Origin of the sequence: Pseudomonas sp. QS1027, from assembly GCF_002814235.1 — a bacterium.
In the GTDB taxonomy this organism is placed as follows: domain Bacteria; phylum Pseudomonadota; class Gammaproteobacteria; order Pseudomonadales; family Pseudomonadaceae; genus Aquipseudomonas.
On the sequence record NZ_PHSU01000003.1, the window covers coordinates 687,769 to 699,010 of the forward strand.

At 62.3% G+C, this 11,242-nt stretch carries 11 protein-coding genes; 7 read left to right on the plus strand and 4 right to left on the minus strand.

Going from position 1 to position 11,242, the window contains the following annotated elements; genetic code table 11:
• The first annotated feature begins 5 nt into the window (after positions 1 to 5).
• Positions 6 to 1,049, plus strand: a complete 1,044-nt coding sequence (locus CWE01_RS03865; RefSeq protein ID WP_100939187.1) for an FAD:protein FMN transferase — start codon at positions 6 to 8, stop codon at positions 1,047 to 1,049.
• Positions 1,050 to 1,209: 160 nt separating this feature from the next.
• Positions 1,210 to 2,604 carry a Si-specific NAD(P)(+) transhydrogenase gene (gene sthA, locus CWE01_RS03870; RefSeq protein WP_100939188.1) on the plus strand — a complete coding sequence of 465 codons (1,395 nt, stop codon included), beginning with the start codon at positions 1,210 to 1,212 and terminating at the stop codon, positions 2,602 to 2,604.
• Between the two features lie 42 nt (positions 2,605 to 2,646).
• On the opposite strand, the gene CWE01_RS03875 is transcribed toward sthA, so the two are convergent.
• Both CWE01_RS03875 and CWE01_RS03880 read right to left on the minus strand, forming a co-directional pair.
• Positions 2,647 to 3,369, minus strand: a complete 723-nt coding sequence (locus CWE01_RS03875) for a glycerophosphodiester phosphodiesterase family protein (protein WP_100939189.1) — start codon at positions 3,367 to 3,369, stop codon at positions 2,647 to 2,649.
• Positions 3,370 to 3,438: 69 nt separating this feature from the next.
• A complete protein-coding gene (locus CWE01_RS03880) occupies positions 3,439 to 4,026 on the minus strand; it encodes a PilZ domain-containing protein (protein WP_100939190.1) in 588 nt (195 codons plus the stop codon).
• Positions 4,027 to 4,120: 94 nt separating this feature from the next.
• Between CWE01_RS03880 and CWE01_RS03885 the strand changes: the two genes are divergently transcribed.
• The 3 genes from CWE01_RS03885 to CWE01_RS03895 all read left to right on the plus strand — a co-directional run bounded on the left by CWE01_RS03885 (position 4,121) and on the right by CWE01_RS03895 (position 7,376).
• The gene (locus CWE01_RS03885; protein ID WP_100939191.1) at positions 4,121 to 5,371 is read left to right on the plus strand and encodes a lipoprotein-releasing ABC transporter permease subunit; all 1,251 of its coding nucleotides are present in this window, start codon (positions 4,121 to 4,123) and stop codon (positions 5,369 to 5,371) included.
• Between the two features lie 7 nt (positions 5,372 to 5,378).
• Entirely contained in the window at positions 5,379 to 6,062 is a 684-nt protein-coding gene (lolD, locus tag CWE01_RS03890) for a lipoprotein-releasing ABC transporter ATP-binding protein LolD (RefSeq protein WP_177410446.1), read from the plus strand.
• A gap of 69 nt (positions 6,063 to 6,131) precedes the next feature.
• Entirely contained in the window at positions 6,132 to 7,376 is a 1,245-nt protein-coding gene (locus tag CWE01_RS03895; RefSeq protein ID WP_100939193.1) for a lipoprotein-releasing ABC transporter permease subunit, read from the plus strand.
• A gap of 88 nt (positions 7,377 to 7,464) precedes the next feature.
• Here CWE01_RS03895 and CWE01_RS03900 read toward each other — a convergent pair whose 3' ends face one another.
• Positions 7,465 to 8,826, minus strand: a complete 1,362-nt coding sequence (locus CWE01_RS03900; protein WP_100939194.1) for a heavy metal sensor histidine kinase — start codon at positions 8,824 to 8,826, stop codon at positions 7,465 to 7,467.
• Complete coding sequence (locus CWE01_RS03905) at positions 8,826 to 9,506, minus strand: heavy metal response regulator transcription factor (protein WP_100939195.1); 681 nt, start codon at positions 9,504 to 9,506, stop codon at positions 8,826 to 8,828. The genes CWE01_RS03900 and CWE01_RS03905 overlap by 1 nt, the downstream gene beginning before the upstream one ends.
• Before the next feature lie 155 nt (positions 9,507 to 9,661).
• Here CWE01_RS03905 and CWE01_RS03910 point away from each other — a divergent pair, with 155 nt between their 5' ends.
• Together CWE01_RS03910 and queF are read left to right on the plus strand one after the other, a co-directional pair.
• Positions 9,662 to 10,177 carry a plastocyanin/azurin family copper-binding protein gene (locus CWE01_RS03910; RefSeq protein ID WP_100939196.1) on the plus strand — a complete coding sequence of 172 codons (516 nt, stop codon included), beginning with the start codon at positions 9,662 to 9,664 and terminating at the stop codon, positions 10,175 to 10,177.
• 82 nt (positions 10,178 to 10,259) lie between these two features.
• Positions 10,260 to 11,090, plus strand: coding sequence for an NADPH-dependent 7-cyano-7-deazaguanine reductase QueF (gene queF, locus CWE01_RS03915; protein ID WP_100939197.1), 831 nt, complete (start codon positions 10,260 to 10,262; stop codon positions 11,088 to 11,090).
• The last annotated feature ends 152 nt before the right edge of the window (positions 11,091 to 11,242 follow it).

The following is an 11,242-nucleotide window of genomic DNA, read 5'->3' on the forward strand; positions in this document are numbered from 1 at the left end:
AGACTATGTCAAATCCACAGGCTGCCGTGTCTTTGTTACGAGTCCTGGTGCTGGGCAGTGTTTTTTTCTGGCTCGGCGGTTGCGGCAACGCCGATTCGCTGGAGCAGTTTGGCGGCCCGACCATGGGCAGTACCTATTCGATCCAGTACGTTCGACATGCCGGTGGCCCGGCGGTCACCGAGGTCAAACCTGCGGTCGAGGCGATCCTGGCCGAGGTCGACCGGCAGATGTCGACCTATCGCGGCGACTCGGATATCGAGCGCTTCAACGAGCTGCCGGCCCACAGCTGCCAGGTCATGCCGGCTTCGATCCTGGAACTGGTGCAGGTTGGCGAGCAGCTGTCCCGGGCCAGCGACGGTGCCTACGACCTGACGGTCGAGCCCTTGATGAACCTCTGGGGCTTCGGTCCGCAGGGGCGTGAGGAAAAGGTCCCGGACGCGACGCAGCTGGCCGAAGTGCGCCAGCGTGTCGGCCACCGCTATCTGCGGATCGAGGGCAGCCAACTGTGCAAGGATGCCGCCGTGGAGGTGGACTTCAACAGCATCGCGGCGGGCTACACGGTGGACCGTATCGTTGATCGATTGAAAACGTTGGGCCTGGACAGTTTCCTCGCCGAAGCCACCGGCGAGTTGAAGGCGGTGGGCAAGAAGCCCGATGGCAGCCCCTGGCGGATCGCCCTGGAGGTGCCACGGGACGACCAGCAGGTGGCGCAGCGCATCATCGCCCTTGACGGTTATGGCGTTTCCACGTCGGGGGACTACCGTAATTATTTCGAACAGGATGGCAAACGCTATTCCCACACCTTCGATGCCCTGACCGGTGCGCCGATTACCCACAAGCTGGCGTCGGTCACGGTGATTCACCCTTCGACGCTGATGGCCGATGGCCTGTCGACCCTGTTGCTGATACTCGGGCCCGAGCGCGGCTGGGATTACGCGGAAAAACACGCGGTTGCCGCATTTTTTGTGATGCGTGCCGATACAGGTTTCGTCACACGGACAAATCAGGCGTTCGAGCGCCTGGCCAAGGGTGACGGGCATAACATGTAGTGCAGGCAAAGCTGGCCTACGACGCGACCAAGGGTTAATGTGCGCGGCGTTGAAGCTTCTATAGACTGCACACCGAGATTTGATCCTTCATGCCGCTGGCCGCGGCATGATTTAGCCGCAGGTGCCAGAGGGGTGCCTCGGCCTGTTCTGAGGAGTACGCATGGCTGTCTACAACTACGACGTAGTGGTACTGGGTTCCGGCCCGGCTGGTGAAGGCGCGGCAATGAACGCCGCGAAAGCGGGGCGCAAGGTGGCGATGGTCGACAGCCGTCGCCAGGTCGGCGGTAACTGCACCCACCTGGGGACTATCCCGTCCAAGGCCTTGCGTCACTCGGTCCGGCAGATCATGCAGTTCAACACCAACCCGATGTTCCGGGCCATTGGTGAACCGCGCTGGTTTTCCTTCCCGGACGTGCTGAAAAGCGCGGAGAAGGTCATCGCCAAGCAGGTCGCTTCGCGCACCGGCTTCTACGCCCGCAACCGGGTTGACCTGTTCTTCGGCACCGGCAGCTTCGCCGACGAGCAGACCGTCGAAGTGGTCTGCTCCAACGGGGTGGTCGAGAAACTGGTGGCCAAGCACATCATCATCGCCACCGGTTCGCGTCCGTATCGCCCGGCCGATATCGATTTCCACCATCCGCGTATCTACGATAGCGACACCATCCTCAGCCTCGGCCACACGCCGCGCAAGCTGATCATCTACGGTGCCGGGGTGATCGGTTGCGAATACGCCTCGATCTTCAGTGGTCTCGGCGTGCTGGTGGAACTGGTGGACAACCGCGACCAGTTGCTCAGCTTCCTGGATTCGGAAATCTCCCAGGCCCTGAGCTACCACTTCAGCAACAACAACATCACCGTGCGTCATAACGAAGAATACGACCGGGTCGAAGGCCTGGACAACGGGGTGATCCTGCACCTGAAGTCCGGCAAGAAGATCAAGGCCGACGCCTTGCTCTGGTGCAACGGCCGGACCGGCAACACCGACAAGCTGGGCATGGAAAACATCGGGGTCAAGGTCAACAGCCGCGGCCAGATCGAGGTCGACGAGAACTATCGCACCTGCGTGCCGAACATCTACGGTGCCGGTGATGTGATCGGCTGGCCGAGCCTGGCCAGTGCCGCCCACGACCAGGGGCGTTCGGCGGCGGGCAGCATTGTCGACAACGGCAGCTGGCGTTATGTCAACGACGTGCCGACCGGGATCTACACCATTCCGGAAATCAGCTCGATCGGCAAGAACGAGCATGAGCTGACCAAGGCCAAGGTGCCTTACGAAGTCGGCAAGGCGTTCTTCAAGAGCATGGCCCGGGCGCAGATCGCCGGCGAGCCGCAAGGCATGCTGAAGATCCTGTTCCACCGTGAGACCCTGGAAGTGCTGGGTGTGCACTGCTTCGGCTATCAGGCGTCGGAGATCGTGCACATCGGTCAGGCGATCATGAGCCAGCCGGGTGAGAACAACACCCTGAAGTACTTCGTCAACACCACCTTCAACTACCCGACCATGGCCGAAGCCTATCGGGTAGCGGCGTACGATGGTCTCAACCGGCTTTTTTGAGCGGCTCCGGCCGGTGGCCTGAGCCGGCCGGGGAGACCGATTTCAGCCTTTGCCAAGTGTGGCCGTGGCCAAACCGGGAAAGTCTGTAATCAGGCTATCGACGCCGAAGTCAGCGAGCCTGCGCATCAGCGCGGGTTCGTTGACCGTCCACACCGACACATGCAGACCCTGACGCTGGGCCTTGATCAGGCGTTCCGGGGTGCAGAGTGTCCAGTTCAACGCCAGAATCTCGCAGCCATAACTCTGGGCGACCTTCAACGGGTCGAGCCAGGCGTATTCGGCTACCAGTCCGCGTGACAGGTCCGGGGTCAGTTCCAGGGCTGCCTTGAGCACTTCCCGGGAGCTGGAGGTGACGGTGACCTTGTCCAGCAGGCCGAAACGCTGGGCCATTTCGCGGATCGCCAGCACGGTGGTCGCCGCCCGGGTGCGCGAGGCACTCTTGACTTCCAGTTGCCAGTGCTCGAAATCGCACTGCTCGAACAATTCTTCCAGGCGTGGAATCGGGCAGGGCTTGATCCAGCCCGGACCGCCCTGGCGCGCGTCATAGGTCACCAGTTCGGCGGCGGAATGTTCGACCACCTTGCCGCGGCGGTCGGTGGTGCGCTTGAGGGTCGGGTCATGGATGACCATCAGTTCACCGTCCATGGACAGGTGCAGGTCCAGCTCGCAACGGCGCACGCCGTGCTTGAGGCATTCCTGGAAACTGGTCAGGGTGTTTTCCGGTGCTTCACCTTTGGCGCCACGATGGCCATAAATCAGAGTCACGACTGCTCCTTCAGGGAGAAAAAATACGGTTACAAGGTTAGGACGGCAAGCTGGCTGCGGTCGCGGGGGTCAGGTGGCCTCGGGATCGTTCTGCTCCCGGGCCAGGCGTCGTTCCTGCGCCTGTTTCTGCAGGATATGCCGCGCCAGCAACTGGCGTTGGGCGTCGGTCAAGGCTTCGAACTCGGTGCCGATATCGAAGGTGCCGAAGTGGCGGGGCGCGCAATGGGTCACCTTGGCCCGCAGCAACAGCCCGAGTGCCTGGGGCATCAGCACCATCTTGACCGCCAGGTGGCTGCCGGCGGGATAGGCGATATGATGCTCGAACTCCAGGCCGCCTTCGGAAAGGGTCACGCGTTGTGGTTCGCCGAACTCGCCCAGCACCGAATAGGCCATCACCTGGCTCAGCAGGTCGACACGCCTGTTCTGGGCCTTGAGAAAGGCGGTCAGGCTTCGGTCGCGCTCGCTGACCTGGCGTAACAGGTGCTGGGACTCGAATTCGCTCAGGTGCAGTTCGCTCAGCAGGTTGAAGAGCGGAGAAGCATCCTGCAACACTTCCTTGTTCGCCGCGTCGGGGGCGGACAAAGGGCTGATTTCCAGTGCGATCGTGTCCTCGATACGGTAGTATTCGCGGCGATCTTCTTCATCTAATGTCGACATGGCGAACCCAGGGCAGAGGCGATGGTCTGAGTGTAAAGCTGCTGACCCCACCTCGCCACAAGGACGTCTTCTTTTCCTTCGAACAAGCCCCGACATGTTCAGACCACTCTTCGTATTTATCGGCACGCGTTATACCCGTGCAAAGCGTCGCAATCATTTTGTGTCTTTCATTTCCCTGACTTCGATGATCGGACTCGCGCTTGGCGTGGTCGTGATGATCGTGGTGCTCTCGGTGATGAACGGCTTCGATCATGAGATGCGCACCCGCGTGCTGGGCATGGTGCCCCACGCGACCATCGAGTCCGACGAGCCGATCAGTCACTGGCCGACGCTGGCCGACAAGATCCTCAAGAACCCGAAGGTAGAGGCCGTCGCGCCGTTCACCCAGATGCAGGGCCTGTTGACCAACAACGGCCAGGTGCAGAAGGTGATCCTCAATGCCATCGACCCGGCGCAGGAGCGCAAGGTCTCGATCATTGACCAGTTCATGCAGCAGGGGCAGCTCGATGCGCTGACCCCCGGCAGCTTCGGCATCGTCATCGGCGACAAGGCCGCGACCAAGCTGGGCGTCGGACTCGGCGACAAGCTGACCTTCGTCGCCCCGGAAGTCACGGTGACCCCGGCGGGGATGTTTCCGCGGATGAAGCGTTTCACCGTGGTCGGCATCTTCCATGTCGGCGCCGGTGAGCTGGACGGCTACCTGGGTGTGACCAACCTCGAGGACCTGGCGCGCCTGCATCGCTGGAAGCCGGATCAGGTCCAGGGCCTGCGCCTGAAGTTCGACGACCTGTTCCAGGCCCCGCGCACGGCCTGGGAGATCGCCCAGCAGTTGGGCGATGGTCATTATTACGCCCGTGACTGGACCCGTACCCACGGCAACCTGTACCAGGCGATCAAGATGGAAAAGGCCATGATCGGCCTGCTGTTGCTGCTGATCGTGGCGGTGGCGGCGTTCAACATCATCTCGACCCTGGTGATGGTGGTGAACGACAAGAAGGGCGATATCGCCATCCTTCGCACCCTGGGCTCCACGCCAGGGCAGATCATGGCGATCTTCATGGTCCAGGGCACCGTGATCGGGGTGATCGGTACGCTGATCGGCGCGGTGGTCGGGATTCTCGCCGCGCTGAACGTCAGCGCCGCGATTGCCGCCCTCGAGCGCCTGATCGGGCACAAGTTTCTCAATGCCGACGTGTACTTCATCGACTACCTGCCGTCCCAGTTGATGGCCGAGGATGTGTTGATGGTCTGCGGCGCGGCATTGCTCCTGAGTTTCCTCGCCACCCTGTATCCAGCCTGGCGTGCGGCGCGCACCCAGCCTGCGGAGGCGCTACGTTATGAGTGAGTTGGGCATGAGTGAAAAAGCAGTGCTGAGTTGCCGCAACCTGGGCAAGTCCTACGAGGAAGGCCCGGAGTCGGTGGTGGTCCTGTCGGGCCTGCAGCTGGAGCTGCACGCCGGTGAGCGGGTGGCGATCGTCGGCAGCTCGGGCTCGGGAAAAAGTACCTTGCTCAACCTTCTGGGTGGCCTCGATACGCCGTCCCAGGGCAGTGTCTGGCTGGCCGGCGAAGAGCTTTCCGCCCTGGGCGAGAAAGCCCGCGGCCTGCTGCGCAACCGCTCGCTGGGGTTCGTCTACCAGTTCCACCACCTGCTGCCCGAGTTCACCGCGCTGGAGAACGTCTGCATGCCGTTGCTGATCGGGCGCACCGCGATTCCCGAAGCCCGTCAGCGCGCCACGGCGTTGCTGGAGCGGGTCGGCCTTGGTCATCGCCTGGAGCACAAACCGTCGGAGTTGTCCGGTGGCGAGCGCCAGCGCGTGGCGATTGCCCGGGCCCTGGTGAACAGGCCGGGGTTGGTGATGCTCGACGAGCCTACCGGCAACCTCGACCACCACACCGCCCAGGGCATCCAGGACCTGATGCTGGAACTCAGCACCTCGATGCGCACGGCGTTCCTGGTGGTGACCCACGACATGAACCTGGCCCGGCAGATGGATCGTGTGTTGCACCTGGAAGACGGCAAACTCGTCGCTATCTGATTCGCCAGGACCTGCACCCGTTGAATGACGCGGGTGCCGGGTCGATTATTTTTCTACGGTGGCCAGCGAATGTTCAGACCGTTATCGATTTTCATCGGCACGCGCTATACCCGCGCCAAGCGCCGCAACCGTTTTGTCTCGTTTATCTCGATGACCTCGATGATCGGCCTCGCCCTGGGCGTGCTGGCGATGATCGTGGTGTTGTCGGTGATGAACGGTTTCCAGAAGGAAATGAGTTCGCGGATCCTCGGCATGGTGCCCCACGCCACCATCGTTGGCGTCAAGCCCATCGACGACTGGCAGCCGGTGGCCGCCGCGGCGCTGAAGAATCCTGAAGTGACGGCGGCGGTGCCCTTTACCGAAATGGACGGCATGCTCTCCTACAAGGGTTCGATGCAGCCGATCCAGATCAGTGGCGTCGATCCGGCCCAGGAAGGCAAGGTGTCGATTGTTGCCCAGCATATTGTCCAGGGCCGCCTGGAAGATCTGCGGCCGGGTGAGTTCGGGGTGGTGATCGGTGAGATCACCGCGCGGCGCTTCCGGGTGAATGTCGGCGACAAGTTGACCCTGATCGTTCCAGAGCCCAGCACCGAGCCCGGTGGTATTACTCCGCGCCTGCAGCGTCTGAATGTGGTCGGGGTGTTCAAGGTCGGTGCCGAGCTGGATGGCTCCATGGCGCTGATCCATATGAGTGACGCGGCGGATATCCAGCACTGGCAGCCGAACCAGGTGCAGAGCGTGCGGCTGGCGGTGAAGGACCTGTATGCGGCTCCGCAGGTGTCCGCGGACATCGCCGCGGGCCTGGGCAGCGATTTCAAGGCGGATGACTGGACCCATACCCAGGGCAGCCTGTTCAGTGCCATGAAGATGGAAAAGACCATGATCGGCCTGTTGTTGCTGATGATCGTCGCGGTGGCGGCGTTCAATATCATCGCGACCCTGATCATGGTGGTGAACGACAAGGGCGCGGATATCGCGATCCTGCGCACCATCGGTGCCACGCCACGGCAGATCATGGCGATCTTCATGGTCCAGGGCACGGTGATCGGGATTGTCGGGACCTTGATCGGCGGCGTGCTGGGGGTGATCGCGGCGCTGAATGTCAGTGAGATGGTGGGCTGGATCGAGCGGGTCAGCGGGCAGCATATCTTCAGTTCCGACGTGTATTTCGTCAGTAACCTGCCGTCGCAGTTGCAGGCGGGGGATGTGCTGTTGATCTGTTCGGCCGGGTTTATTCTCAGCTTCCTGGCGACCTTGTACCCGGCGTATCGGGCGGCGAAGATCGAGCCGGCGCACGCCCTGCGTTATTCGTAAGTCTGTAGGGGCTGCCTCGCCTGCTCGGGGCTGAATGTGTTCCCTTGTAGGAGCCAGCAAGCCGGCTCCTACAGGTTTGGCGGCGGTTTCAAGCCTGGCGTGGTAGTTCGATCACAAACCGCGTCCAGCCCCTCTCCGATTCACAACGAATCTGTCCGCCATGGGCACGAACAATCGACTGGGTAATCGCCAGCCCCAGCCCCGCATGTTCACTGCTGCCTTCGCGGCGTGCCGGATCAGCCCGATAAAAACGGTCGAACAGCTGCGGCAACAATCCCGGCGCAATACCTTCCCCGGTATTCTCGACGCTGACCCGCAAGCCTTGAGCCACATGCTCCAGCCTGACTGCGATCTCACCGCCCTCGGGTGTGAAGCGCAAGGCATTGTCCAGCAAATTGGACAGCGCCCGACGCAGCATGCCGCGATCACCCGCCAGGCTCGCCTTGCCTTCACGCTTGAGCCGCACGCGACTCTCTTCCGCCAGCGGCGTAAAGAACTCCACCAGGGCATCCACCTCATCGGCCAGTTCGAGCGCCTCGCGCCGGGGTGTCAGCAGCCCGTGGTCAGCCTTGGCCAGGTAGAGCATGTCGTTGACCAGTTGCGCCATCCATTGCAGCTCTTCGAGGTTGCTGTGCAGGGTTTCGCGGTAGTCCTCCAGCGTCCGGGGCCGGGTCAGGGTGACCTGGGTGTGGGTCAGCAGGTTCGACAGCGGCGTGCGCAGTTCGTGGGCGATATCCGCGGAGAAGGCCGAGAGCCGCTGGAAGGAGTCATCCAGGCGCGCGAGCATGGCATTGAACGACTGCGCCAGCTCCGCCAGTTCCGGTGGCATCTGTTCCTCGGGCAGGCGCTGGGTCAGCGAGCTCGCCGAAACCCCGGCGGCGACTTCACTCATGCGCCGCAACGGCCGCAAGCCGCTACGCGCGGCCCAGGCGCCGAGGAGGGCGGTGGCCAGAGCCGAGAGGCTGACCGTCAGCCAGATCAGGTGCTGCATGCGTTGCAGGAAATGCTGATGATGGGTGATGTCGAGGATCAGGCTCAGTTGCGGTGAGTCGGCTTTGTTCGGGTCCAGCGGGGCGTTGAAGACCCGATAGGCGGTGCCATCGATCCGCAGGCTGGTAAGCCCGGCTTGCGTCGGCAGGTCGTCGGGCAGGGCATTCGCGGCATTGAACCAGCGCTGGCCATCGGCTCCGCTGACGCGCAAGGCGAGATCAGGGCTGAGGTTGAGCTCGGCTGGCAGCCGTTCGCGGCGCTGCTGGAAGTCGTCGCGGCTCTCGACTCCCGCCAGGCTGCCACGCAGCGCCGCCAGGCGCGCGTCGAGCAGTTGCTGGTCGAGTTCGATGAAGTGCGACTCGCTGGCGCGGTTGAACAGTACACCGGCACTCAACGAAACCACGGCGGTGCAGGCGGCGAACAGCAAGGCCAGGCGGCTGCCGAGAGACAGGCGGCGCATCAGGCGTTGCGCTCTTCAAGGACATAACCCATGCCGCGTACGGTATGGATCAGCTTGTGCGGATGGGCGTCGTCGACCTTCAAGCGCAGGCGGCGGATCGCCACTTCGATGACATTGGTGTCGCTGTCGAAATTCATGTCCCAGACCTGGGACGCGATCAGGGATTTGGGCAGGACCTCGCCCTGGCGCCGCAGGAGCATTTCCAGCAGGGCGAACTCCTTGGCGGTCAGGTCGATGCGCTGCCCGGCCCGCTCGACCCGGCGGCGTATCAGGTCCAGGCGCAGGTCGGCCAGTTGCAGATGGGTTTCCTGGGTGGCCGCGCTGCCCCGGCGCAACAGGCTGCGGACCCGGGCCAGCAGTTCAGAAAAGGCGAACGGCTTGACCAGATAGTCGTCGGCGCCCAGTTCGAGGCCGTGGACGCGGTCCTCGACGGCGTCGCGGGCCGTCAGGAACAGCACCGGAATGTCCAGGCCTGCACCGCGCACGGCCTGGAGGATTTGCCAGCCATCGCGCCCGGGCAGCATGACGTCGAGGATCAGCAGCGCATAGTCGCCGGTCAGCGCCAGGTGCTGGCCGGTGATGCCGTCGGCCACCAGTTCGGTATTGAAGCCGGCCTCGTTCAGGCCCTGGCGCAGGTAATGACCGGTTTTCGGTTGGTCTTCGACGATCAGCAATTTCATGGATGACTCATGGCTAATGACACAGGAACGTTATACCGCGCACTCGCCGGACGGGGGCCAAGCTGACAAAGTTGTAATCTGAAGGTCAGCTCAATGCCAGCGAGCGGGCCTTACAGTTTCACACAGCCTGGAGCCCATCCCCTTGGAGTGTGATTATGTTTTTGCGTAACAGCCTGCTGCTGGCCGGTTTGCTGGCTTGTAGTGTTCCTGCCTGGGCCTCGCCTGCGGATAGCTACGACTTCGGCCAGCCGGCACCGCCGAGCAAAGCCACCCGCACGGTTGAAGTGACCATGACCGACATTGCCTTCAGTACCCGGGAGCTGGATGTGAAGGCCGGTGAAACCGTGCGTTTCGTGCTGATCAATAAAGGCCATCTGCTGCATGAATTCAACCTGGGCCATGCGGCGGCCCATGCCGAGCACCAGCAGGAGATGCTCACGATGCAGCAAGGTGGCCTATTGACGGCCACCGGCATGAATATGGCGGGTATGGATCACGCGGCCATGGGGCACGGGATGAAGCATGACGATCCCAACAGTGTGCTGGTGGAGCCGGGCAAGACCTCCGAGTTGACCTGGACCTTCAGCCAGGCGAAAAATCTGCAGTTTGCCTGCAATATTCCCGGGCATTACCAGGCAGGGATGGTCGGGACGTTGAAGATTGCGCCTTGAAGTGGCCGGCCGGGTCGGGGGCTTTCGTGCACGCGGATGATTTGCGATAGACTGGCGGGGTTTATTCAGTCAGGTTTTTGTCATGCATCCCGCCGCCGAACACTCGCCACTGGGCAAGTCCAGTGAGTACATTGCCACCTACATGCCTTCCTTGTTGTTCCCGATTCCGCGGGCGGCCAAATGGGCCGAACTGGGCCTGAGCGCCGAGACCCTGCCGTATGTCGGCGTGGACTTCTGGAACTGCTTCGAGTTGTCCTGGCTGCTGCCGTCCGGCAAGCCGGTGGTGGCGATCGGTGAGTTCAGCATCCCGGCGGATTCGCCGAATATCATCGAATCCAAGTCCTTCAAGCTATACCTCAACTCCCTGAACCAGACACCGTTCGTCGACACGGCCAGCCTGGAAGCGGTGCTGCGTGCCGATCTGTCGGCCGCCGCCGGCAAGCCGGTGGGCGTGCGTGTCCGCCATTTGAGCGAGGTGCAGGCCGAAGGTGTGGTCGCCTTGCCAGGCGTGTGCATCGATGACCTGGAGATCAGTGTCAGTGACTACGCTCATCCGCGTCCGGAACTGCTGCGTTGCGATGCGTCGCGGGTGGTCGAGGAGGCCGTGCACAGCCATTTGCTCAAATCCAATTGCCCGGTGACCAGCCAGCCGGATTGGGGCAGTGTGGTGGTGGAGTATCGCGGTGCGGCGCTGGATCACGCCAGCCTGCTGGCGTATCTGGTGAGTTTCCGCCAGCACTCGGACTTCCACGAGCAGTGTGTGGAGCGGATCTTCCTCGACCTGCAACGCTTGTTGAAACCGGAGAAGTTGACCGTGTATGCGCGTTATGTGCGGCGCGGTGGGCTGGATATCAATCCGTATCGCAGCACCGAGAAGGTCGAGTTTCAGAACCTGCGGTTGGTCCGCCAGTAACGGTCGAACGCCCATCTTGTAGGAGCCGGCTTGATGGCGATCCGTCGCAGACGGCCATTCAACAAGCTCTCTGGCGACAGCAGGATCGCTATCGCCAGCAAGCCGGTTCCTACAAGGATGTGATTCCTGCATGTCTAGTCCTGAAATAGGTT